Origin of the sequence: Streptodolium elevatio (genome assembly GCF_040649515.1) — a bacterium.
Lineage (GTDB): Bacteria > Actinomycetota > Actinomycetes > Streptomycetales > Streptomycetaceae > Yinghuangia > Yinghuangia elevatio.
Genome location: NZ_JBEZFP010000143.1, coordinates 1 through 22,925 on the forward strand (window position 1 = coordinate 1; position 22,925 = coordinate 22,925).

20 protein-coding genes and 1 pseudogene are annotated in these 22,925 nt (G+C 72.2%); 13 read left to right on the forward strand and 8 right to left on the reverse strand.

Annotated elements, in window-relative coordinates:
* Window positions 1-137: 137 nt before the first annotated feature.
* The 3 genes and pseudogenes from AB0C36_RS35865 to AB0C36_RS35875 all read left to right on the forward strand — a co-directional run bounded on the left by AB0C36_RS35865 (window position 138) and on the right by AB0C36_RS35875 (window position 2,366).
* Window positions 138-1,262 carry a sigma-70 family RNA polymerase sigma factor gene (locus tag AB0C36_RS35865; protein ID WP_358362606.1) on the forward strand — a complete coding sequence of 375 codons (1,125 nt, stop codon included), beginning with the start codon at window positions 138-140 and terminating at the stop codon, window positions 1,260-1,262.
* Window positions 1,263-1,499: 237 nt separating this feature from the next.
* A pseudogene (locus tag AB0C36_RS35870) lies at window positions 1,500-1,868 on the forward strand (nuclear transport factor 2 family protein); the annotation flags it as partial.
* Window positions 1,869-2,366, forward strand: a complete 498-nt coding sequence (locus AB0C36_RS35875; protein ID WP_435839183.1) for a YybH family protein — start codon at window positions 1,869-1,871, stop codon at window positions 2,364-2,366.
* 99 nt (window positions 2,367-2,465) lie between these two features.
* On the opposite strand, the gene AB0C36_RS35880 is transcribed toward AB0C36_RS35875, so the two are convergent.
* From AB0C36_RS35880 to AB0C36_RS35890, 3 genes are all read right to left on the reverse strand, one after another.
* A complete protein-coding gene (locus AB0C36_RS35880; protein WP_358362608.1) occupies window positions 2,466-3,029 on the reverse strand; it encodes a hypothetical protein in 564 nt (187 codons plus the stop codon).
* A 374-nt stretch (window positions 3,030-3,403) separates the two neighbouring features.
* Window positions 3,404-5,227, reverse strand: a complete 1,824-nt coding sequence (locus AB0C36_RS35885; protein ID WP_358362610.1) for a bifunctional phosphatase PAP2/diacylglycerol kinase family protein — start codon at window positions 5,225-5,227, stop codon at window positions 3,404-3,406.
* Window positions 5,228-5,418: 191 nt separating this feature from the next.
* Complete coding sequence (locus AB0C36_RS35890) at window positions 5,419-6,540, reverse strand: ADP-ribosylglycohydrolase family protein (RefSeq protein ID WP_494410266.1); 1,122 nt, start codon at window positions 6,538-6,540, stop codon at window positions 5,419-5,421.
* 325 nt (window positions 6,541-6,865) lie between these two features.
* Between AB0C36_RS35890 and AB0C36_RS35895 the strand changes: the two genes are divergently transcribed.
* Window positions 6,866-7,255 (forward strand): VOC family protein, encoded by a 390-nt coding sequence (locus tag AB0C36_RS35895; RefSeq protein ID WP_358362612.1) that lies wholly within the window; start codon window positions 6,866-6,868, stop codon window positions 7,253-7,255.
* Between the two features lie 93 nt (window positions 7,256-7,348).
* Here the strand turns inward: AB0C36_RS35895 and AB0C36_RS35900 are convergent, their stop codons facing one another.
* Window positions 7,349-8,146 (reverse strand): TetR family transcriptional regulator, encoded by a 798-nt coding sequence (locus AB0C36_RS35900; protein ID WP_358362614.1) that lies wholly within the window; start codon window positions 8,144-8,146, stop codon window positions 7,349-7,351.
* A 297-nt stretch (window positions 8,147-8,443) separates the two neighbouring features.
* Between AB0C36_RS35900 and AB0C36_RS35905 the strand changes: the two genes are divergently transcribed.
* Window positions 8,444-9,661, forward strand: a complete 1,218-nt coding sequence (locus AB0C36_RS35905) for an acyl-CoA dehydrogenase family protein (protein WP_358362616.1) — start codon at window positions 8,444-8,446, stop codon at window positions 9,659-9,661.
* A gap of 454 nt (window positions 9,662-10,115) precedes the next feature.
* Here AB0C36_RS35905 and AB0C36_RS35910 read toward each other — a convergent pair whose 3' ends face one another.
* Window positions 10,116-10,943, reverse strand: coding sequence for a thioesterase family protein (locus tag AB0C36_RS35910; protein ID WP_358362618.1), 828 nt, complete (start codon window positions 10,941-10,943; stop codon window positions 10,116-10,118).
* Window positions 10,944-11,254: 311 nt separating this feature from the next.
* Between AB0C36_RS35910 and AB0C36_RS35915 the strand changes: the two genes are divergently transcribed.
* Together AB0C36_RS35915 and AB0C36_RS35920 are read left to right on the forward strand one after the other, a co-directional pair.
* Window positions 11,255-11,476, forward strand: coding sequence for a cation:proton antiporter regulatory subunit (locus tag AB0C36_RS35915; RefSeq protein WP_358362619.1), 222 nt, complete (start codon window positions 11,255-11,257; stop codon window positions 11,474-11,476).
* Window positions 11,477-11,517: 41 nt separating this feature from the next.
* On the forward strand, window positions 11,518-12,726 hold the full coding sequence (locus tag AB0C36_RS35920; RefSeq protein ID WP_358362621.1) for a cation:proton antiporter: 1,209 nt from the start codon (window positions 11,518-11,520) through the stop codon (window positions 12,724-12,726).
* A gap of 83 nt (window positions 12,727-12,809) precedes the next feature.
* Here the strand turns inward: AB0C36_RS35920 and AB0C36_RS35925 are convergent, their stop codons facing one another.
* A complete protein-coding gene (locus tag AB0C36_RS35925; RefSeq protein ID WP_358362622.1) occupies window positions 12,810-13,097 on the reverse strand; it encodes a hypothetical protein in 288 nt (95 codons plus the stop codon).
* Between the two features lie 170 nt (window positions 13,098-13,267).
* Between AB0C36_RS35925 and AB0C36_RS35930 the strand changes: the two genes are divergently transcribed.
* A complete protein-coding gene (locus tag AB0C36_RS35930; RefSeq protein ID WP_358362623.1) occupies window positions 13,268-14,503 on the forward strand; it encodes a hypothetical protein in 1,236 nt (411 codons plus the stop codon).
* Between the two features lie 520 nt (window positions 14,504-15,023).
* Here the strand turns inward: AB0C36_RS35930 and AB0C36_RS35935 are convergent.
* Window positions 15,024-15,176 carry a hypothetical protein gene (locus AB0C36_RS35935; protein ID WP_358362625.1) on the reverse strand — a complete coding sequence of 51 codons (153 nt, stop codon included), beginning with the start codon at window positions 15,174-15,176 and terminating at the stop codon, window positions 15,024-15,026.
* 304 nt (window positions 15,177-15,480) lie between these two features.
* Between AB0C36_RS35935 and AB0C36_RS35940 the strand changes: the two genes are divergently transcribed.
* The 5 genes from AB0C36_RS35940 (at window position 15,481) to AB0C36_RS35960 (ending at window position 21,023) form a co-directional block, all read left to right on the forward strand.
* Entirely contained in the window at window positions 15,481-15,789 is a 309-nt protein-coding gene (locus AB0C36_RS35940; RefSeq protein ID WP_358362627.1) for a hypothetical protein, read from the forward strand.
* Between the two features lie 145 nt (window positions 15,790-15,934).
* On the forward strand, window positions 15,935-17,179 hold the full coding sequence (locus tag AB0C36_RS35945) for an FxsB family cyclophane-forming radical SAM/SPASM peptide maturase (protein ID WP_358362629.1): 1,245 nt from the start codon (window positions 15,935-15,937) through the stop codon (window positions 17,177-17,179).
* Entirely contained in the window at window positions 17,176-18,096 is a 921-nt protein-coding gene (locus AB0C36_RS35950; protein WP_358362631.1) for an AAC(3) family N-acetyltransferase, read from the forward strand. Before AB0C36_RS35945 ends, AB0C36_RS35950 begins: the two co-directional genes overlap by 4 nt.
* A 422-nt stretch (window positions 18,097-18,518) precedes the next feature.
* Window positions 18,519-19,058: a dihydrofolate reductase family protein gene (locus tag AB0C36_RS35955; protein WP_358362633.1), complete on the forward strand. Its 540-nt coding sequence runs from the start codon at window positions 18,519-18,521 to the stop codon at window positions 19,056-19,058.
* Window positions 19,059-20,006: 948 nt separating this feature from the next.
* The gene (locus tag AB0C36_RS35960; protein WP_358362635.1) at window positions 20,007-21,023 is read left to right on the forward strand and encodes an HAD family hydrolase; all 1,017 of its coding nucleotides are present in this window, start codon (window positions 20,007-20,009) and stop codon (window positions 21,021-21,023) included.
* A gap of 429 nt (window positions 21,024-21,452) precedes the next feature.
* On the opposite strand, the gene AB0C36_RS35965 is transcribed toward AB0C36_RS35960, so the two are convergent.
* Window positions 21,453-22,403: an outer membrane protein assembly factor BamB family protein gene (locus tag AB0C36_RS35965; protein WP_358362637.1), complete on the reverse strand. Its 951-nt coding sequence runs from the start codon at window positions 22,401-22,403 to the stop codon at window positions 21,453-21,455.
* Window positions 22,404-22,925 lie beyond the last annotated feature (522 nt).

Here is a 22,925-nt window from a genome sequence, read left to right on the forward strand (position 1 = left end):
AGCTCGGCCTGGGTTTGGCCGGGCAAGGTCCGCAACGCGGCGAGCGTGCGTGCCACGGTTCGCGGGCCCGGCGAGAATTTGAAGACACGACCTAGCGTTGCGGCGACGACGACGTCCGAGACGAATGGTGCCGAGCGATGCGGGACGTACCGGGACGAGCGGACGAGGCCCTTGCGGCAGACGGAGACGACACCGCCCCGGGAGGACCGGCGGGTGAGGACCCGGCGGTCCTGCTGGCCGCCGCCCGAGGCGGCGACGGGGACGCGTTCGGACGGCTGGTGGGGCCGCTGCGGGACGAACTCCGCGCGCACTGCTACCGCCTGCTCGGCTCGTTCCACGACGCCGAGGACGCGGTGCAGGAGACGTTCGACCGGGCGTGGCGGAGCCTGGACCGCTTCGACGAGCGCGCCGACCCCGCCGACCCCGGCCGCACGTCGCTGCGCCCCTGGCTCTACAAGATCGCCACCAACCGGTCCCTCACCCTCCTGGAACGCCGCGGCCGCCGCGAACTGCCCGCCGACCTCAGCCCCGGCCACGCACCCGCGACCGAGTCCGCCTGGCTGGAGCCGTACCCCGACCACCTCATGGGCTGGACCGCCGAACTCGGCCCGGAGGCCCGCGCCGTGGCCCGGGAGAGCGTGGAACTCGCCTTCGTCGCCGCGCTCCAGCACCTGCCCGCACGCCAACGGGCCGCGGTGCTCCTGCGCGACGTACTCGGCTACTCCGCCGCGGAGACCGCCGGGCTGCTCGACACCTCCGTACCCGCCGCCAACAGCGCGCTGCAGCGCGGCCGGACGACCCTCGCCGACACGCTGCCGCCCGGACCCAGCCAGCACCGGATCCTCGACGGCGCCGAAGGCTCCGACGGCCCGGCCGGCCCCGAGACCCTGGGCGACGAGGCGCAGCGGGACCTCGTACGGCGGTACGTCGCCGCCTGGGAGTCCCGCGACGTCGACACGCTCGTGAAGATGCTCGCCGACGACGCCAAGTACTCGATGCCGCCGCTGCCCGAGTGGTACGCCGGACGCGACGCCATCCGCGGCTTCCTCCTCGCCGGCCCGCTCACGCGCCGCTGGCGGTTCGTGCCGACCCGCGCGAACGGGCAGATCGCCTTCGGGACATACCTGTGGGACCCGGCGAGCGGGGCGTATGCCCCCGGCGGCCTGGACCTGTTGACGCTGCGCGGCGGGCGGATCGCGGAGGTGGTGTCGTTCCTGGACGCCGACTTCGGCGTCCACCGGCTGCCGGCGCGCCTGGTGTGACGCGGTCGGCTGCGGTCCTGCTGTCCTGAGCGGCGATGAGTTTCGGCCGCGGGCCGGGTTGTACACGCGACGGACGGATCGCCCGCCGTCGCGGCACACCCCGCCGCACTCCGCGCACCAGCAAGGGAGCCGACCATGCCCGCCGACACGCCCCGCCTGACCGAGCAGCAGACCGAACGGCAGACCGAACGACAGACCGAGGACCACAAGGACCGGACCCACAGCCAGGACGAACGCCTGATCCGCGAGCTGATCGAGCGCTGGGCCCACGCCGTCCACACCGGAGACCTGGAGACCGTCCTCGCGGACCACGCCGACGACATCGTGATGTTCGACGTACCGCCGCCGTACGAAGGGGTCCGCGGCCTCGACGCCTATCGCGCGAGCTGGCCGCCCTTCTTCATGTGGCAGGCGCAGGGGGCGTCCTTCGCGATCGACTCCCTCGACGTCGCCGCAGGAGCCGACGTCGCCTTCGCGCACGCGCTGCTGCGCTGCGGAACCCCCGACGAACTCGCCGCCCACCCCGCCAACCGGCTGCGCTTGACCCTAGGCCTCCGCAAACAGGACGGGCGCTGGACGGTCACCCACGAACACCACTCGTTCCCGATCACGCCCACGCCTGACGCCACCACGGAGACGGCGGAGGCGACGGCGGCGGACCGGGAAGCGGCGGACCGACGCTCCGAAGCCGAGGTCCGCGGCCTCCACCACCGGTGGTTCGCCCACACCGCCGCCAAGGACCTCGACGCGATGATCGCCGACATTGCCGAGGACGTCGTCGCGTACGAACAGGAAACGCCGCTGCGCCACACCGGCGTCGCCGACCTCCGTACGACCTGCAAGGCAGGCCTCGACGCCGCCGGCGACGCCATCGTCCACTGGGACGTCCCCGACCTCACCGTGGCCGCGCGCGACGACCTCGCCGTCGCCTGGGGCCTGGACCGCATCCGCCTGGCGCACCCCGACGGCTCGACCACCGAGGCCTGGTCCCGCGCCACCCGCGTCTTCACACGCCGGGGCGGCCACTGGCGGATGATCCACCAGCACCTGTCCGTCCCCTACGACGGGAAAACCGCGCGGGCCGCCCTCGACCTGACGCCGTAGCCCGGTCGGCTGCGTTGGGCGGGGCCGACCGTCCGGGGCGATTCCCCGGGGCGATGCCCGGGCTGGTCACCGTGCCGGTCCTCGGGCCGGATGGACCGGCTAGGAGATCGTTCCGGCCGTGTCGTCGTCGGCCCCGCCCAGCGCCACGGCAACGGCCGCGTCGGCGACCGCGAGGGCGCCCAGCACCACCATCCACGCCTTCTCGCGCCGGTCCAGCGCGCGCCACCGCCCGACCGTGCCCGCGCCGTCGGACACATCGGCGGCCACCTGGAGCCACGCCCACTCGGCGGCGCCCTTGCCACCCCGGTCCAACGCGTGCCACCAGCCCGCCGCGACCACGGTGTCGCGTACGCCCAGCCCCCGCGACAACGCCGACGCGTCACCCACCCCCGCGGGCCGCGCCGGAAGCAGCCGACCCGCGGCGTGCGGCGCCACCGCCTGCACCACGCCCACGGCGATCCGGCCGGCCGCCAACAACCGTGCGGCGCCCAGCGCCTGACGGGGGATCGGCCGCGAACGGTGCCGCGCCACCGCCCGCGACACCACCGCCGAGGCGCCCGTCGCCACCGTCGTGGTCACCTTGGCTCCGGTGGCCTTCGCGGTGGCCGCCTGTCTCGGCGCGACCACCCTGGCGACCGTCGTACCGCCAGTACCGCCCCCCATGTCGACCGCCCTTCCCTCCGCTGTACCCGCTTGTACTCGCTGACCGACCGTTGCAGCCGCGACCGACAAACGAACGCCGGCCGACGACGTCGTGCGTCGCCGTTCCTCCGCCCCGTACGGGCCACTGTGCCGAACTCCGGGCACCCGGCGCAGCCGGATTCCCCTCACCCTTGCGAGGACACCCCGCACCGTCCCCGCGCGGGGACGTGGGCTGCCACTTCACTCTGTGAACCGCCAGGCCGCGCCGAAACGCCCCCAGCCCCGGCAAACCGTCCGGTCGCGGCGGGAACGCCGAGCCCGCGGCGCGTGACCCGCCGCCGGGACAGGGGCCACAGGACAGGAAGTACCGGGGGCGGGGTAGGCGCAGCAAAGTGCTACGCCCGACGCGCGCCCACCGGCCGGTACACGACCAGCCGGCGCCCCTTCGCGATCCGCAACTGCGACGCGCCCGGCCGCACCTCGCCGTCCACCGCGAGCGGCGCGCCCGCCTGAATCTCCGTCAGGCGCATCGCCCGCGCCGTCGACGCCTCGTACACCCGCGAGCGCCCCAGCGTGCCGGACAGCACCGCGGCCACCAGCCGGATACGCGCGGCCGGCTTCGCGGCGTCGACCAGGCGGACGTCCAGCAGGCCGTCGTGCAGGTTGGGCCGGTACGCGGGGGCGAAGCCCGGAGGCGCGTACGCCCCGTTGCCGAGGAACAGCAGCCACACCGACCGCGCCCGCCCGTTGACGCGCAGCTTGACCGGCCGCGCCTCCTTGAGCACCTCCACCAGGCCGACCAGCATCGCCGGCCACTTCCCGATCCGCCCCTCCATGGCCTCGCGCGCCCGCACCAGGTCGGGGTAGACGCCCAGCGAGAACGTGTTGAGGAACACCTCGGGGTCCATCCCACTCAACGGCCCGAAGTCGTACGTGCGGTCGCGCGCGATCTCCGCAACGTCCACGAGTACCGCCTCACCCGCACGCACCGCACGCGCGGTGTCCTCCAGGCGCTGCAGGCCCAGGTCGGCCGCAAAGTGGTTCAGCGTCCCGGCCGGGAACACCGCCAGCGGGCAGCCGAAGTCCAGCGCGACCTTCGCGGCGGCGTTGATCGACCCGTCGCCGCCCGCGATGCCCAGCACCGCGGCCTCCGACGCCGCCTGCCGCAGCAGCGCCACCAGGTCCGAACTGTCGGGCTCGGCGTCGTCGTCCGCGCCCTCGGCGGCAGCGGGAGCCGTACCGGGTGCCGTACCGGGGGCAGCGTGCGGGCCCGGCTGCGGCGTACCGCCCTCGGACGCGACGTCCTCGCCCTTCCCGTTCCCGTCGTCCTCGCCGTCCCCGTTCGCGGCGTCCCCGCCGTCCTCGGCATCCGGCTGCGGCGCCCGTTCGAGGATCGTCGCCAGCGGCAGCAACTCCCGCAGCCGGGGCGCCACCTCGCCGTCCGGGCCCGCCGAGGCGTTCACCACGACCACCAGGCCCTCGCCGCCGTCCAGCGCCGGTACCCGGACCCTGGGCTGCGGCGCGAAGGCGGCCACCACCGGACGCCGCGGCCACCACCGCAGCGTCACTGCCGCCAACCCCGCACCCAGCGCCGCGCCGGCCAGCACATCACCCGGGTAGTGCACCCCCGTGTACACCCGGGAGAACGCCACACCCGTCGCGAGCACGCCGGCCGCCGCACCGAGCGACCGCGACTCCAGCGCCACACCCGTCGCGAACGCAGCCGCCGACGCCGCGTGCCCCGACGGGAACGACGTCGTCCACGGCTGGCGCGGCAGCCGGCGTACGTGCGGCACCAGGTCCAGCACCGGACGCGGACGCCGCGTCCAGTTCTTCAGCACCACGTTCGTCACCGTGGACGCCAGCGCCACCGACCCCAGACCGCGCAGCGCCGCCCGCCGCCCCGACCGGCCGCCCGACAACGCCATCGACCCGGCCGCGACCATCCACAGCCGCGACCGGTTCGCCGACCGCGACAACGACGGGAGCGCGCGGTTCGCCCACGGGACGTGGTGCGACGCCACCCACGTGAACGCCGCCTGGTCCATCGCGTGCACGCGGCCGAGCACGCCCGGCTTCGTCCCGGAGACCGTCGGGGCGGACCCGGCCGCGCTGGCCACGCCCAGCGCGCCCGCGACCCCCGCCGCCACCCCGGTCACCGCACTGCCGACCGAACTCGCCGCCTGGCGGCGCAGCGCCGCCACCGAAGGGCCGTTCAAACCCGCCAGCCCATGCCGCGCCCCATCCCGTGCTCCACTCCAGACATTGCTCAGCGTGCCGTTCAATGCACCGTTCAAGGCGCCGCCCAGCGCGCCGTTCACTCGGCTGCCGCCATTGGCCGCGGCCCGGGCGGCCCGCGTCGCCTTCGCCGCCTTCGCCGTTCGTGCCGCCGCCGCGGCCGTGCGCCGCGTCATCGGGCGAGCGCCTCGGACAGCCGGACCAGGTCCGCGCGGTACTCGATCACCGGCTCCCACTCCGCGGGCCACGCGGACATGCCGTACGCCGCGCCCGCGAACGCCCCCGCCAGCGCCGCGATCGAGTCCGAGTCGCCGGACGAAGCGGCAGCCCGGGCGAGCGCGTCCACCGGGGCGTCCTCGTACATCAGGAAGCACAGCAGCCCGGTCGCGAACGCCTCCTCCGCGACCCAGCCCGCCCCGGTCACCCGGCACGGGTCGCTGCGCCGGTCCGCGAGCACGAGCGCCGCGTCCAGCCGGTCCAGCACCGCCAGGCACTCGTCCCAGCCCCGCTCGACGAACGCCTCCGGCGTCGTCCCGAACGGCCCCCGCCACAGCTCGTCGCCCAGCCAGTCCCCGTGGTACACCGACCGCTGCGCCTCGGCGTGCGCCCGCAGGTACGCCGGGAGGTCCTTCGGCGCGACCCCCGCGCGCAGGGCGTGCACGGCGGCCGCGGTGAGGTCCGACGCCGCGAGCGCGGTGGGATGGCCGTGCGTCATCGCGGCCTGCAACTGGGCGGCGCCGCACCGCTCCGCCTCGCCGATGCCGTCCACGAGGGCGACGGGGGACACCCGCATGTTGGCGCCACAGCCCTTGGACCCGCGGATCGTCGCCCACGACCACTCCACGCCGTCCGCGAGCGCCTCGCAGGCGCGCAGGCAGGTGTTGCCCGGCGCGCGGTTGTTGTCGGGGGAGGCCCACCAGGTCAGGAAGTGCGTGCGCAGGCGCGGGGTCAGCCGCTTCGCGTCCAGGCGCGGACCGCGGCCGCCCGCGACCGGGCCGTCGGGCACGGCGGTGGGCGAACCGCCCGGCGAACTGTCGGGCGTACTTGCGGGAGTTCCGGCGGCCTCGCGCGAGGAGTCCGCGCCCAGGACGTCCGCGAGTGCCTCCGCGACGGCCAAGGCCATCTGCGTGTCGTCGGTCACCAGCGCCACGCCGCCGTGCACCGGGAGTTCGCGTGGGCCGGGGACGTCGTAGCGGCGCATGATCTCCGCGTACGAGAGGAACTCGGTCGGCGCGCCGAGCGCGTCCCCGTACGCCAGCCCGAACATCGAGCCCGCCACCCGGTCGTACCCCACACGCACCCCTCCGTCGTGTCCGTCGTCTTCGCCGTATGTGTCATGTGTGTCGTCTGCGTGATGCGCGTTGTGCGCGCGGCGGCGCCGCGGCCCGCCGGAATCTGCCCCGACAGCGAGACTGCCACCGAACCGGCCCGGCATGCCCAACCGGTCACCGGCCCGACCGCCCACGAGCCCAACCGCCGCAGCGTAACGCCCGGCCCGCCCGGACGCGCGCCGCGCGGGCCGCGCCCAGCGCGCCGGATCCCGGTGCCGATCCGCGCTCCGGGCGCACGCGCGGCACATTTCACGCATAACAGGAGCCGTCACGGGCGAAGAGTGGTGCATGGACGTCCTGAGCAGCCGCATCCTGCTGCGGCCCACCGACCTCGAACGCACCCGCGCCTTCTATCGCGACGTCCTCGGGCTCGCGGTCTACCGCGAGTTCGGTACGGAGGAGCACCGCGGCACGGTCTTCTTCCTCGGCGGCGGCTACTTGGAGGTCTCCGCGGGCTCGGACACCGTGCCGACCCCGGCGACCCAGCTCTGGATGCAGGTCCGCGACCTCGCGGACGCCCACAAGACCCTCGCCGAACGCGGCGCCGAGATCCTCCGCGAGCCGCGCCGCGAGCCGTGGGGCCTGGACGAGATGTGGATCGCGGACCCGGACGGCCTGCGCATCTGCGTCGTCGAGGTCCCCGAGGACCACCCGATCCGCTACCGCCCCGGCACCTGAGCGGGGCCGTGCGGAAGCGGCCTCGCGGATGCGGCCGTACGGAAGGACTGTCGGGCAAGGCTGTCGGCCAGGTCTGCGCGGGACGGGTCGGGACTACTGCCTGTCCGCCGTCTCGGCGTCGGCCCCGTTGTCAGTCGCGGTCCCGGCCCCGGTCGCCGCCTCGCCGGCCTCCGCGGCCGCGGCCAGCGCGGTCGGCAGGGCGCCCCACAGGAGTTCGGTGAGGTAGACGGTCAGTTCCGCGCGCTCGCACGGCCGTTCGTCCAGCCACCAGTCGCCGCAGGCCTGCACCATGCCGACGATGCCGTGCGCCCACGCACGCGCGAGCACGCCCGTGGCGCCCACCGGGTCGAACGAGCGCGCCAGTTCCTCGCCGACGCGCCGCTGGTACGCCGTCACGTGCCCGTGCACGTCCGCGGACTCGGCGCCCGCCCGGTGCAGCAGGAAGCGGTACACCTGCGGGTTCGCCTCGATGTGCGCGAGGTACGTGTCGATCGTCGCCTGCACGCGCGCCCTGGGGTTGTCCGAGCGCCCCGGGTCGACGGCGGCGCGGATGGCGAGCGCCAGCTCCTCGGTGTGGCGCTCGGCCAGTGCCCGGTACAGGCCGTCCTTGTCGCCGAAGTGCCGGTACAGGATCGGCTTGGTGATGCCGGCCTCGGCGGCGATGGTGTTCATCGACGCGTCGGGGCCGTCGCGCATGACCACGCGGTCGGCGGCGTCGAGGAGTTCGAGGCGGCGGAGCGCGGAGCGTCCGCTCGCGGGCCCCGTGGCGGCGGATCTGGATGCGGCGGCGCCCGTGGCGCCGACCGCGGTGCCGTGCGTCGTCCCTGTGCCCGTCCCCCTGCCCGTGCCCGTTCCCGCGGCGGAACCGGTGGCGGCTTCGTTGTGCGTCATGCGACCCTTCGCCGAACCCTCGCTCGTGTGGTACGCGTCGTGCTTCGAGGCGCCCCGGCCTTGACAGACGTTACCAGGAGTAACACACTGCGGGTTACCCGCCGGTAACAGCCAGGTGTCCCACCCCAGCGTCCCACCCCGCACACCACCACGACACCTCCACCCCACCGCCGCGTCCGCACGGCCCCGCACCACGCACCGCTTACCGCCCCACCGGCAGCCACCGGCGCCCCGGCCCCGGACCCGCAACACCCGGCACGGCATCACACCACCAACCACCGCAGGGAGCCAGACCCGATGAGCGCATTCTCCCTCCAACTCACCGACGACCAGCGCACCGTCCGCGACTGGGTCCACACCTTCGCGGCCGACGTCCTGCGCCCGGCTGCCGCGGAATGGGACGAACGCGAGGAAACCCCCTGGCCCATCCTCCAGGAAGCCGCCAAAGCCGGCCTCTACTCCCTCGACTTCTTCTCCACGCAGGCCTTCGACCCCACTGGCCTCGGCATCCCCCTTGCCATGGAAGAACTCTTCTGGGGCGACGCCGGACTCGGCCTCGCCATCACCGGCACCACCCTCGCCGCCGCCGGCGTCGTCGCCAACGGCACGCCCGACCAGGTCGCCACCTGGGCACCCCAGATGTTCGGCACCCCCGAAGACGTCAAAGTCGCCGCCTTCTGCTCCAGCGAACCCGACGCCGGCTCCGACGTCTCCGCCATGCGCACCCGCGCCACGTACGACGACATCACCGGCGAATGGGTCCTCAACGGCGTCAAAACCTGGGCCACCAACGGCGGCATCGCCCACATCCACGTCGTCGTCGCCACCGTCGACCCCACCCTCGGCGCCCGCGGCCAGGCCAGTTTCGTCGTCCCGCCCGCCACCCCCGGCCTCAGCCAGGGCCAGAAGTTCAAGAAGCACGGCATCCGCGCCTCCCACACCGCCGAAGTCATCCTCGACAACGTCCGCATCCCCGGCGACTGCCTCCTCGGCGGCAAGGACAAGCTCGACGAACGCATCGCCCGCGCCCGCGAAGGCGCCCGCTCCGGACGCACCAACGCCGCCATGGCCACCTTCGAATCCTCCCGGCCCGCCGTCGGCGCCCAAGCCGTCGGCATCGCCCGCGCCGCGTACGAATACGCCCTCGAATACGCCAAGACCCGCGAACAGTTCGGCCGCCCCATCATCGACAACCAAGGCGTCGCCTTCACCCTCGCCGACATGCGCACCCGCATCGACGCCGCACGCCTCCTCGTCTGGCGCGCCTCCTGGATGGCCGCCACCGGCCAACCCTTCGAAGCCGCCGAGGGATCGATGTCCAAGCTCTATGCCGGCGAGACCGCCAAATGGGTCACCACCAACGCCATGCAGATCCTCGGCGGCAACGGCTTCACCCGCGAGTACCCCGTCGAACGCATGCACCGCGATAGCGCCATCTACACGATTTTTGAAGGCACTTCGGAGATCCAGCGCCTCGTCATCGCCCGCACCATCAGCGGCGTCCCCATCCGCTGATCCCCGAACCCGCACACGCCGAAGGCCGGTACCCAGAGAGGGCCCGGTACCCAGAGAGGGCCCGGTACGCCGCACCACGCGGCGCACCGGGCCCTCGGCACGCACCTGCCGCTCAGCCCCCCAACGGAGGACGCCCGCCACCCGGAGGAGCCGGCTCCGGCTGCGGAGCGGGACCGGGATCGGGCGGCAACGGATCCGGGAACGGGTCGGGCAACGGCTCGGGAGCAGGATCCGGGGACGGCCCCGGACCCGGAGCCGGAAACGGATCAGGCGGCCACGGGCCCGGAGGACCCGGGGGAGCGGGCGGCGGACTCGGCGGATGGGTCACCACAACCTCCACACACACGGACAGACCACCCCCCACGACTCCCCGCATACCCGCCACCCGACCCGCCAACTCCCAGACCCGGACGTACGACCACGCCATCACCGCACGGACACGCGTGCCCGACACCTACCCCGACGCATCCGCCCCCGGCACCGGGGCCACGAACAACGACTGCGCCACCGACCCGAACAGCCCCGCCTCGTCGAACAACCGGGTACGCGCCACCCCCACCCCCGCGTCCCCCAACTCCGTCGCCGACCGCAGGCACAACCACTCCGACACAGGCACCCGCAGCAGATGCACCGACAGGTCCAGGTTCGGCCACACGAACCGCCGCGAATCCAACTCCGCACCGATCCCCGAACCTGTGTCCGCCACCAACACCACCCGCTCCAACGCTCCCAGCGCCTCACCCTCCACCAGCGGACGCCCGCACCGCACCCACGCCGTCGCCGGCCCCGGATGGCGGAACGACCCCTCCAGGAACCGCCAGTCCAACGCGCGCCCGTACCCGAAGCGCCGCGCCAACGGCCCCTGCGGCTCGGCCGGCACCGGCCCCGGCACCTGCGACGACGCCAACGCCCCCTCGGGCAACCCCGCGACCTTCGCCGCCCGTACCCGCCACAACTGCGCCGACAGGCACACCCGCCCGTCGACACTGAGCTCACCCGCCACCAGCTGCACGCTCCGGCCGTCCCGCACCACGCGCACGGCCACGCGTACCTCACCCACCGGCACCGGCCCCAGGAACTCCACCGTCAGACGCGCCGGAACCAACTCCGGACGGGGCGCCAACCGCTCCAACCGCCCCGCCAGCAACGCCGACGGCGGACCGCCGTGCTGCTGCTCCAGACTCCACGGCCCCTGCGTCAACTCCGACGCCGCAAACCGCTCCGCACCCAGCGGAACAAAAAAGGCCGCACCGGCATTGACCGATTCCGCCGAGACGTCCACCGCGCCGACCACCTCAAACCCCCGTCCGAGACCGACCACCACCAGAACCCGCCACCAGCACCCCGGAACGCAAAGGCCGGGCTCCGCGCATCCCATCACACCGAGACCACGCCACACACCGCAAAGACGCGACCGCGACGACGCGACGGGATCACCGGGCCCGGCAACCCCACCCACCATTAATCTGACAACAACCCGCACCGACGACGGCCGGAGGACCCTCGCAGGACACCTGCTGACACCTGCTGTCGCCGTCCGTCGCCCGTCCGTCGCCGACAATCCGAAGCCGAACCCGAACCGGAGCCGCCGCCATGTCCAACCAGGTCCCCATCACCTCCACCCCCCTCCCGGGCATCGGGACCCAATACACCCTCCAGACCCAAGGCGGCCGCGCCCTCAGCATCGTCGCCGCCCGCGACGGACGACGCAGCCTCGCCATCTTCGAGATCGACGACCCCGACGCCTGCGGCCCCGGCGTACGCCTCACCCCCGCCGAAGCCACCGCCCTCGCCGAGCTCCTCACCGGGGAGTAACAGCCCGCCGCCCACCCCGAACCGGAGCCGCGCACCACTCCATGCACTCCGCATCGCTCTTCATCCAAATCGGCGCCATCATCCTCGGCCTCAGCGTCCTCGGACGCCTCGCCGCGCGCATGGGCATGTCCCCGATCCCGCTCTACCTCCTCGGCGGACTCGCCTTCGGCCACGGGGGCGTCCTCAGCCTCTCCGAGAGCGACGACTTCATCTCCGTCGGCGCCGACATCGGCGTCATCCTCCTGCTGCTGCTCCTTGGCCTCGAGTACAACGCCAAGGAACTCGTCGGCAACCTCCGCGCGGGCACCCCCGCCGGACTTGTCGACTTCCTCCTCAACGCCACCCCCGGATTCGTCGCCGGACTCCTCCTCGGCTTCGAACCCGTCGGCTGCATCGCCCTCGCCGGCGTCACCTGGATCTCCTCGTCCGGCGTCATCGCCAAAGTCCTCCGCGACCTCGGACGCCTCGGCAACCGCGAAACCCCCACCATCCTCAGCGTCCTCGTCCTCGAAGACCTCGCGATGGCCCTCTACCTGCCGATCCTCACCGCACTGCTCGCCGGGGTCGGCCTCCTCGGCGGCAGCATCACCGTCCTCATCGCGGTCGGCACCATCGCCGTCGTCCTGTTCGTCGCGCTGCGCCACGGCCAGGTCGTCTCCAAGGCGCTCTCCAGCGAGGAACCCGAGTTCCTGCTCCTCGGCGTCCTTGGCCTGACCGTCCTGGTCGCCGGACTCGCCGACAAACTCCAGGTGTCCGCCGCCGTCGGCGCGTTCCTCGTCGGCATCGCCATCTCCGACGAAGTCGCCGAACACGCCCAAGAGGTACTCGCCCCACTCCGCGACCTCTTCGCCGCCGTCTTCTTCGTCTTCTTCGGCCTGTCCACCGACCCCGCCGACCTGCCGCCCGTCCTGCTCCCGGCCCTCGCCCTCGCGGTCGCCACCACCCTCACCAAGATCGCCACCGGCTACTGGGCCGCCCGCCGCGCCGGCATCGCCAAACCCGGCCGCTACCGCGCCGGCGGAGCACTGGTCGCCCGCGGCGAGTTCTCCATCGTCATCGCCGGACTCGCCGTCGCCGCGGGCACCGACACACGACTCGGACCGCTCGCCACCGCGTACGTCCTCATCCTCGTCATCGCCGGCCCCCTCACCGCCCGCTTCGCCGAACCTGTCATGCGCCGCCTCTTCGGCCCCAAACCCGCCCCGCGCCGCACCTACACCGACGAACACGACCTCGACCTCCTGCCCTGACCCACACCGAAGTCCCCCTCGGACGCATCGTCCCGGGGTGCCTCCGCGATGCCGTACGGCGGGCAGCTCGTGTCGGCCCCGGGTCAGGGCGTAAGGAGGAACACCACGGCCACGGCCACAGCTGCGAGGACGGCGAAGGACAGCAGCCAGAGAACGGGGAACGCGGCAGACCGCAGCGCCCGGGCCGCGGACGCCGGCCACCGCAACGCCGCGCGGCCGTACGACAGATCGCCGCGGAAGCGGCCGTGACCTCCGTACCGCTGACGCGGCGGCGGGCCGGGGGAGGGGAGCGAGGGGTAGGGCTGCGCACGTACGGGCGGAGGTGACGGCGGAGGCGGAGGCCGATTGGGGTTGCCGGGGTCGCCGTACATGCGTGCCTCCCGAGAACGGCGGGGGTGCGCGGTAGCTTGCGGTCCCAGCATGGCGGTAGTCGGGGCGAGGGAACACCCTCGGTGGAAGATCGGCGCCTGCGCGTATATTCGCGTGCACCGACGGACGGCAAGGGGGCCGTCCGCGTGATGCGATGCGGGGAGTACGGCGCATGCCGGACGAGCTACAGGAACTGGCGCGAGTCGCCGCGGCGAACGTGGTCAGGGCCATCGGGACGGAGTCCTGGCAGACCGTACGCGGCTCGCTGCTCAACCTGCTGATGCGGCACGGCGATCCGGGCGCGGCGACATGGGTCGACGCATTCGGGAGCATGATCGAAGGCGCGGACGGCCGGGAGCAGAACGGACTGCGGGACGCCGCGTACGCGCGCTTCGAGTCGGTGTTCTCGGGGCTGCTCACCACCCGCCCCGACGCCGCCGCGGAAGTCGCGCTGCTGGTCCTTCCGTCGTCCGGGCCAAGTGCGCACAGCGCGCCGGGTACGCCGGGCGCGCACGCGGCGCCGGCCGCGCCCAACATGGTGAAGGACCCGTACTCCTCGGCACCGCAGTCCACCCCGCAGCAGGCTGCGCCGCACGCGTCGCAGCCGCAGGGCTTCCCGCCGCCGTCGCAGTTCCCGGCCGGCGGGGCGAGCGGGCCAGGGCAAGGACAAGGGCTTCCGCCGATGCCTCCGGGGCCTCCGCCTGCGACCCCATACGGGGCACCGGCAGGCGCGATGTACCAGCAAGCGCCGCCCCAGGGACCACCGCAGGGGCCGTACGCCGGCGCCCCCTACCAGGGCGGGCAGCCGCCGATGCCGGGCGGGCACGCCCGCCCGGGCGGGGCGTCGTCCGGCAAATGGCTGGTCGGCGGCCTCGCGGCCGTCGTCGTGATCGGAGCGGTCTTCGGCGGAATCGCGTTGTTCGGCGGCTCGGATGACGACGACTGCCCCTCCGCGTCGGCGGCCTCTTCGGGGGCGGCCGGGACACTGTCGGCGGTCGCGAACCCGTCGAGCAACTGCGACGGAGTAGGCCCGGCAGGCCAGTCCGGCAAGGGCGGCTCCGGTGGCAAGGGCGGCACGAGCGGCAACGGGAACGCGGCGACACTGAGCGGCCCGTGGAGCGGGACGTACGACAACAAGGTGCCTGCCACTCTCTCCGGTTCGTTTTCGATCACCCTCGAGCAGAGCGGCAGCAGCGTGGAAGGCCAGCTCGATCTGGACGTCGCCGACTGCGATCTGTCCGGCCCGGTCGACGGAACCGTGACGGGCGACAAGGTGCAACTCCGTTCGAGCGGCGGCTCCTCGGACACGATCAGGCTGGAAGGCAAGCTCTCGGGCGACCGCTTGACCGGCACATACACAACCACCTGCAACGACGCTTCAGGCACCTGGGAAGCCGAACAGGGCTAGGCCGTTTCTGATCCTGGATGGTCGTGGCCGTCGAGTGATGCGCAGCGAGGCGAGCGACGGCCCGACCACCGTGAGGTGTTCGACGCGATCACGTTCAAGTCCCGGTCCAGGACACCGTGGTAGGACCTTCCGGCTGAGTTCAAATCGCGGAAGGCGCTCACAACCGGTTGCGGATGTGGGCCGCGGACGGCTCCGCCGCCATGGGCCAGGGGACGTGCCCGAGGGGCGCCGGTGTCGTGGGGGCGGGTCCGGCGCCGCGGCGGGCCAACATCGTGCTCTTGGTGTTCGAGGAACGGCGGCGTGGGCGCAGGTCGCAGCGCGGGCCGTCGGCGGATCAAGAATTGCGGCCTGGGCGCGATCGGTCGGCTTCGGCGACGGACCGTTCGAGGCCGTCGAGGAACCAAGCGTGACTGTGGGCGTCAGATCGTGGTGTTCCGTGGATGTTCGCAATGCTGCCCGGACTCTCGGCCCGCCTGTGCGGGCGCTGCGTGTTCCGGCCCGTCAGTCCTGATCGTTCGGGTTACCCGGTCGCGGTGTGTCCGGCTTGGGTTTTGGCATGGGCGAGGCGGTAGGACTCGGTGTCGGTCTGGATGATCGCGCCGTTGAACGTGAGCCGGTCGACGGCGGCGACGCAGAGCCCGGGGGCTCGGTCCATCCACTGAAGGATGCTCATGACCGTCGCCGCCCACCTTGTCGCACGCGCCGCTTACCGCACCGGACAGCCCGGCGGCTGCGCCCTGCCTTTCGACGATCTCGCCCCGAAACCACCGGCCCTGGAGGCCGATCCGACCGATCCGGCCGTGAGGGGATCGGGGGACCGGGCAGGGCCGGTGCGCGAATTGGCCTTTCAACGGGCTCGTTGTCCGCGTCGCGCATGGAGGTGTCCTGCTTGCGCGGTGGGATGTTCGCCGCTGGGCTGTTCGCGCGGCAAGAGCTAGCTTGCGAGCGCTGGTTCTCGCCGATCAAAGGAGACGCAGATGACGCACGCCGCACCGGTCCTCGACGGGCTGACGATCACCGACCTTATGGACTCTCCGGCCATCCCCGCACGTTCGCCGCTCGGCACCGTGCTGCGGACCCAGGTCGGCGCGGACAGCCTGACCGGCTTCTCGAGCTACGTATCGGACGACACGGCAAGCGGCTTTTCGAGCTATGTGTCCGACGACTCGGCAAGCGGCTTCTCCAGCTACGTGGCGGACTATTCCGCGAGCGGCTTCTCCAGCTACGTGGCCGATGTCGCTCCGAGCGGCTTCTCCAGCCATGTGGACATCGACCAGAAGCGCTGAGCCTTCGGTGCTGAGGAACTCATGGCCCGCCGTGCACAAGTGCCGTCAAAGCACCGTGCAACAGTCGGCTTCAGCCGGCCGGTTCGGTGACGCTCGCCGTCGGCGGGCCAGGGCGGATCGCTCTCCGTTGGGAAAGGAAGGCGGAGTGGAATTGTCGTCCGCTCCGGCACGAATGCCGGTGAACGTCGAGTGGCCACTGAACATCCCGTCACACCGGTCGCTGGGCTCCTTGTGGCGACCGGTGTCGTTGCGGCACTTCGTCGTCAAGGTGCACAGCCGCTGCAATCTGGCGTGTGACTACTGCTACCTGTACGAGATGGGCGACCAGTCGTGGCGTGCGGCCAGCAAGGCGATGTCGCCCGAGGTCGCCGACCGGACCGCGCTCCGCATTGGTGAACACGCGCGGGCGCGCCACCTGGAGACGGTGACCGTGATCGTGCACGGCGGCGAGCCGATGCTTGCCGGTGTACAACTCATCCGGCGCCTGGCGGAAGGTGTGCGCCGGGCAGTCCCCTCCTACACCGCGGTGTCACTGGCCATGCAGACGAACGGCCTGCTGCTGGACGACGCGAGCCTGGACGCACTGCACGCGCTCGGTATATCCGTCGGCGTGAGCCTCGACGGTGACGAGACCGCCAACGACCGCCACCGCCGCCGCGCCGACGGGCGCGGCAGTCACGCCGACGTGGCGGCCGCGATCGCCAAGCTCCGCGACCCCTCGCGGCCGGGGCTGTACGGCGGACTGCTGTGCACGATCGATCTCGCGAACGACCCGGTCGAGGTCTACGAAGCACTGCTCGCACACGCCCCGCCGACCATCGACTTCCTTCTTCCGCACGGCAGTTGGGACGAACCACCGCCCTCGCGCGATGCGGACGCCGCGGTGACGCCGTACGGGGACTGGCTGGCGGCGGCCTTCGACCGTTGGTACGACGTCGAGGAGTCCGAGACCAGCGTGCGTCTGTTCCGGGACACCGTCGCTCTGGTGCTGGGCGGCTCCGGCACCTCGGAGCAACTCGGACCCGGGCCGGCGACGGTGGTCGTCGTCGACACCGACGGCATGATCGAGCAGGTCGACACCCTCAAGTCGGTGTACGACGGCGCCGCCGCCACGGGGATGTCCATCACGTCCCACAGCTTCGACGACGCGCTGCGCCATCCGTCCCTGGCCGTGCGGCAGTTGGGCGTTGCCGGCCTGGGTGTTACATGCCGCTCCTGCCGAGTCCGAGAGGTGTGCGGCGGCGGGTACTTCGCGCATCGGTATCGATCGGGTGTCGGGTTCGGCGAACCGTCGGTTTACTGCCCGGACCTGATCAGGTTCATCGAACACGTCAGAGGGCGCGTGGCGGCCAGTGTCGCGGCGGCCAAGTCCTTGGGGGACCAGGCATGAGCGCCCCGGCCAAACCGCCCGTCGACCCGCGGCTGACACCGGTGACCCCCCTTCCGCCCCGCCCCGGACCGGACGAGCCGCCATTCGCGGCGAAGGCCGAGCCGCCGCGGACGGTACACGAACTGGTCGGCGAGCTCCGCAACCTCGGGGTCCGGATCAACGACGTGCTGCTGGTGCACTGCCGACTGCGCGGCATCGGGCCGGTGGAACGCGGACCGCACGGCGTTCTGGCCGCGCTGACGGAGGCGGTCGGTCCGGGCGGCACGCTGGTGATGCCCACCTTCACCGAGCTGAATTCCGACACGTCACTGCCCTTCCAGCGCGCCACCTACGGTCTCAGCGATGCGGAAATCGAGGCGTACAAACAGGAGATGCCGCCTTTCGATCCGGTCTGGACGCCGGCGTCGCCCACGATGGGGGCGTTGCCGGAGCTGCTCCGGCAGGCTCCGGGCACGGTCCGCAGCTCGCACCCACAGTCGTCGTTCGTGGCGAGGGGACTGCTGGCGAACGGCATCGTGCGCCACCACAATCCGGTCTCGCACTTCGGCGAACAGTCGCCGCTGGCACGGTTGTTCTCGCTGCCGGACGCGAAGGTGCTGATGCTGGGGACGGGCTTCTCGGCGTTCACCGCCTTCCATCTGGCGGAGTACCTCCAGCCGAAGGTCGCCACGCGGATGTACCGGTGCGTCGTCCCGGACTGGCTGGGCCGACCGAGCTGGTTCGCGTACGAGGACGTGCTCCTGGACCTGGCCGACTTCGACCTGATCGGAGCGGCGCTGACGGAGAACCTGGCCATCCGGGAAGGGCCCGTCGGCGCCACCTTGGCCAAGCTCGTTCCGTTGATTCCCGCGGTCGCGTTCGCGGCCGACTGGATGGCACGGCATCGGGCGGACGGTCGCCCAGCGGCGGTCGCGTAGCGCGGCGGCCCGGCGCGTCATGAGCCCGACGCGGGTGCACGCGTCCGGTTCCGCCCGACAGGGGCCCAGACTGCACCCCGCTTTGCTCCCGCACGTCTCCCGGGAGCCACAGACCACCACCGTCTACGGCACTCGGGGCCCAGGCGATTTCGGGGGCGACGGGCGGTCTGAGCATATGGGCGCCCCAGTGGCCCTGGTGGGAGCGCAGGAGTCTGCCGACGGCGATGTAGTGGAGCAGGCAGGTGCGCACGACGGTATCGCCGAGGCATTGGCACGCGGACGCGACGACCCTGCCGCAGAGGCGAGTCGGGCCACCCCACCCACCCACCAGCCCACCTCGAAGTCACGCAGGTCGGCGTACCACCGCCCCGCCGCCCGCCCCGTGCTGCTACAACCCCGACCCTGAAGGAGCCCACCCCCTCATGCGCAGGCTCATCGAATCGACGTACGTGACACTGGACGGCGTCATCAGCTCGCCCGCCCAGTGGAGCAGGCCGTACCAGGATGAGCAGTACCACCAGTACGCCGGCGACCTCCTCGGCGACACGGACGCCTTGCTGTTGGGGCGGCAGGCGTATGAGGAAATCGCCTCCCCAGCAACGGACTTGACCGCTCTCGACAAGGGGTATGCCTCACGCCTCGACGGCCTCCCCAAGCACGTCGTCTCGCGCACTCTCAAGCACGCCACCTGGAACGGCACCCTCATCGCCGGCGACATCGCCGCTGAGGTCGCCGGCCTCAAGAAGCGACCGGGGCAGGACATCCTCAAGCTCGGCACTGGCGAAATCGACCGCGTTCTCCTGGCCGACAAACTCGTTGACGAGTACTTCCTCTGGGTCTTCCCCGTCATCGCTGGACGCGGAAGCCGCCTCCTCGACGGAGCAGACACCGCGCACCTCACGCTGCGGGGCACCACACGCCTCAACTCGGGCGTCGTCCTGCTCACCTACGCCCCTACCTAGGTAGCCGACGGAACCCCGGACGGTCAGCGGCGCCGGAACCGGCGTACTCCCACCATGCCCCACCTGCGACCGGGCCCGGCGGCGACACGTCCCGCACTCCCAGCGCGAACCGCGCGCTCCGCACCGATACGCCACAGCTCGCACCGCTCCTGAGCCGGCCCACCCGACCCACCAGCACAGGATCCGGAAGTTGGGTTTGGACCGGTCCGTACGAGAGTGCTCAGCAGGACAGGGAGGCCATGGCGGGGCCGCTGCCGCCTGGGCCTCACCCCGTTCCGGTGAACTGCTCACGGGAGGGGGGAGTCTGGGCCGGTCATTGACGGGCAGGTTCTGTTCCGGCCGTTGGGGCCCGAGGCGCGGGGAGGCTGTTCCGGGGTGGGCGGCTCGGACGGCGGTGGCGCCGGTGGCGTGGGGTGGTGGTCAAACTTGGTCGGGCCGGCCATCGGCTGCGCTCATTCGGATCGGGGCGCGGATGACACAACGCAGGGGCCGGAACGTCAACTGTCGCCGTGGGTGTCGCCGAGTCCGAGGCGGCGCCCGGCGGCGATCCACGCCTCGGCGACGTCCTACCCCTGGCTCTCCTCGCCGTGCGGGTCGGCGTCGGTGGCGCGTTCCGCTGCCAGGAGCCGGGGGACCTGCCCGAGTGGCGGCGCTGTGGGGCGAGGTGCTGCCGCCGAGCCTTCGGTTGCGCCGTTCCATGCCGAGACACCACCAGCTGCCCGCAGCCCCACATGTGCGCATTCCGGCCGAAGGAGCAAGGGCGATACGTTCCGACCAGCGTTATCGGCCGGGGGACACGGGGTGAACTCGGCCTCCTTGGTCGGCTTGGATGGGCGCAGTCGATACGACTGAATGCCCGCCGACACGGTTGGCGACGCGTGTACGCGATGCGTCTGTGCGCGATGCGCGCGTGCAGGACCGCATGGTGCGCGCCTTGAAGGGGTCGTGTTGTCGAACGCCACCGAGGCGCAGGCGTGGCTGCACTCGCGGAAGTTCGTTCTCTGGGACATGGACGGGCCTACCCGACAGGCCGGGAATGGTCAGCTTGTGGTGGACGGCCCGCTGCTCAGTCTCTTTCACGGCTACGCCGGGAACCGCCGTTCGCCGTTGCGCTACGACATCGGTCCGGCGGCGGGGTCGGTCGTCTATCCCGAGGGCCTGCCGGCGCCGGAGATCGCCAAGCACGTGCGGTGGTCTTTGCAAAACGGCTCTGGGAGCCGGGGATACACGTGGCGCGAGACAGCAGACCCCTTCCAGCACCTTCACGACGGCACAGCACAGGGGCCGGCAGCGCGCGACATGGCCAACCTCGCCCTCACCCAATGGGAAATGGCTGCGGTCCCCGCATCGCGCCTAGGGACCAGGGTCGCGGCACTGACCCAGCGTCTGTGGCACCTCGGGGTGAAGCAGGCGGTCGCGACCAACAATGCCGAACTGGTCGCCCATCTCGCGCTCGCGCGCCACGGCTTGGACGACGGCCGCTTCCAAGCCGTCGTCGGCCGTGACATAGACGGTGACCTGCACTTGAAGCCGGAGCCCCACGCGCTTGTGCGGGCCTGCGCCGAGCTCGGTATCGCTGACAACCAGCGCAGCGAAGGCGCCTTCGTCGAGGACTCGGTCAAAAACGTCGCCGCCGGCCTGGCCGCCGGGATACCGGTGCTGGGCATCACCGGAGGAGACCCGGACAAGGCGCGCCAATTCCTCGACGCGGGAGCCCAGTTCGCAGTGCCGTCCGTCGCCGGCCTCTGGATCGCGGGCCGCTTCAACGCCGCGGCGGCAATACGCGAACAAGCCCTCGGACAGCAGGCGGCGGCACACGGTCTGGAACCCCCCGACCGGGCAACGACGGCCAGACCGCTGACGATGCCCACCCACCACGTCCCCGAAGCCGCACAAGCACGTCAAAGAAGTTCGAGCCTGGCCCTGGACAAGTCGCCGAGTCTGGACCCCGGAACCGGCATGTGAACACCCGCCCGCACAGACGAGACAGGCTGCGCCGCCTGGCCGCCTGCGCCACCGCGGTCACCGCGTGCACCGGCCTGTCCTGGCGGTCGATGGGTGCCGGGAGAGGTGGCGGAAGGTCACCCCGTTGCCGTGGGTGCCCCCGAGGCCGAGGCCGAGGCAGCGGCGCCCGGCGGCGGTCCACGTCTCGGCGAGAGCAGGCCACTGGTCCTGCCCTTCGTGCGGGTCGGTGTCGGCGGCGCGTTCGGCTGCCAGGAGCCCGGGGACCTGCCCGAGCGGCGCCGATGTGGTGGGTGCGGGTCCGGTGCCGAGGCGGTGCAGGTCGCAGCGTCGCGGCCGTACGTGCCTTGGTGCGGTTGCGCCCCAGGCGCAATGCCCGACCGGTCCGTTTGGTGTTTCCGGCCGGGGTGCGGGCAGCGTGGCAGCCGGCGGCTACGGCTGGTCGACGGCGAAGACGTACGCGGTTCCGGGGTTGCGGACGACGACGGCGTAGTCGGTGCCGACCGGCACCGGCGGGTCCGTCACCGCGCGCTGGAGGACCGCCTTGGTCCGCAGGTCCACCGCCATCGACGGGTCCTTCCCGGAGTACAGGACCGGTCCGACGACGGCGACCGGCTCCAAGCGGGTCTCGTCTTCGGCCTGCTGCCACAGCAGTTTGCCGGTGCCTGGCTCCCACGCGGCAGTGGTGTCCGTCGTGGCGACCACCGCCACGGCGCCGCGCGCGTCGGTGAGTCCGGACTTGGGCGAGCCCGGAAGTACCGGGCCGGTCGCCAGCAGCCTGCCGGTGGCAGGGTCGTTGACGCTGTAGGCCGTGGAGTGCCCTGGGGATGTGCCGGACGAGCTGGTGTACCAGGCGAGGATCAGCGCGCCGTTGTTCCCCGCGACGATTTCGGGTTCCGCGGTGACATCGGTTCCGGTGGGACGGCCGAGGGCCCGAGGACTCCACAAGGGGGCTCCGGTGACTGCGTCGAATCCGGCAAAAGTCTCCGCGTCGTGGTCTTCGAGTTGGTGGACGACCACGCCGGACGCGACCATGGCGGTCTCGTTCGCGCACACCCTGTCCTGACAGGGGATCCGCCACCCGGGCGCATCGCCGCCGGCATCGGCGACGACCAGCGCGCCGGAACTGCCCCCATGGCCGGCCTCGACGACGATGCGGCGTCCATCGACGATCAAGGGCTGGTCCTTGCCCGCGTACTCTCCCCGCGCGATGCGCCGCCCGCCTTCGTCGAACGCCTCGACCAGCCACGCGGTCCGCTCCGCGGAGACCCCGTCGGACGGCGTCGTCTTCACACCCTCCGCCACCAGCGCCGGACGGCCGTGCCACGTGGTCGACGTCAGTCGGCCGACAACTTCGACGCTCGCGCGGGCCGCTCCCGTCACCGCGTCCCGAAACGCGACGGTAGCGACGTCACCGCGCGATGCGACCACAGCGATCGCGGTCCCGACGGGCAGGGCCGCCCCGCCCTCGCCGGCCAGCGGCACCGACCACAACGGCGCACCCCGCGCCCCCGCCGGCACCCCTCCGGGAAACGCCGACGCCTCCGATGCCCCGCCCTTGGAGGTCCCCCCGGACGGGCCCGCCGCATCCCCCGAGCTGGAGCACCCGGCGGTGGCCGCCAGCGCCAACACCACACCCGTCGCCGATAACGCCCACCACCGCAAGACCACACCAACTCCCCGACCGCGCACCAGCAGTGTCCCCAAAGAGCACCGGAACCTTAGCGGACTGCGCCCGAGCTCCGCTCAGGCACAGTTGCGCGGCTTGCGACGCTCCACGGGTGAATGCCCTTCCTCAGGGACAGGGTTGCTTAGACGTCATCTCATTTGGTGCTTTCGGTAGCCTGAACTGGTGTCGATGGTCGAACGTTTGGTGCCGGACGAGTTGTACGAGCTCTTCCAGCG

Bases quoted from the DNA above. Each gene is read 5' to 3' on its own strand.
- AB0C36_RS35865 (WP_358362606.1), top strand. From the start codon at position 138: ATGCGGGACGTACCGGGACGAGCGGACGAGGCCCTTGCGGCAGACGGA.
- AB0C36_RS35880 (WP_358362608.1), bottom strand. From the start codon at position 3,029: ATGGGGGGCGGTACTGGCGGTACGACGGTCGCCAGGGTGGTCGCGCCG.
- AB0C36_RS35895 (WP_358362612.1), top strand. From the start codon at position 6,866: ATGGACGTCCTGAGCAGCCGCATCCTGCTGCGGCCCACCGACCTCGAA.
- AB0C36_RS35900 (WP_358362614.1), bottom strand. From the start codon at position 8,146: ATGACGCACAACGAAGCCGCCACCGGTTCCGCCGCGGGAACGGGCACG.
- AB0C36_RS35905 (WP_358362616.1), top strand. From the start codon at position 8,444: ATGAGCGCATTCTCCCTCCAACTCACCGACGACCAGCGCACCGTCCGC.
- AB0C36_RS35915 (WP_358362619.1), top strand. From the start codon at position 11,255: ATGTCCAACCAGGTCCCCATCACCTCCACCCCCCTCCCGGGCATCGGG.
- AB0C36_RS35920 (WP_358362621.1), top strand. From the start codon at position 11,518: ATGCACTCCGCATCGCTCTTCATCCAAATCGGCGCCATCATCCTCGGC.
- AB0C36_RS35925 (WP_358362622.1), bottom strand. From the start codon at position 13,097: ATGTACGGCGACCCCGGCAACCCCAATCGGCCTCCGCCTCCGCCGTCA.
- AB0C36_RS35930 (WP_358362623.1), top strand. From the start codon at position 13,268: ATGCCGGACGAGCTACAGGAACTGGCGCGAGTCGCCGCGGCGAACGTG.
- AB0C36_RS35935 (WP_358362625.1), bottom strand. From the start codon at position 15,176: ATGAGCATCCTTCAGTGGATGGACCGAGCCCCCGGGCTCTGCGTCGCC.
- AB0C36_RS35940 (WP_358362627.1), top strand. From the start codon at position 15,481: ATGACGCACGCCGCACCGGTCCTCGACGGGCTGACGATCACCGACCTT.
- AB0C36_RS35950 (WP_358362631.1), top strand. From the start codon at position 17,176: ATGAGCGCCCCGGCCAAACCGCCCGTCGACCCGCGGCTGACACCGGTG.
- AB0C36_RS35955 (WP_358362633.1), top strand. From the start codon at position 18,519: ATGCGCAGGCTCATCGAATCGACGTACGTGACACTGGACGGCGTCATC.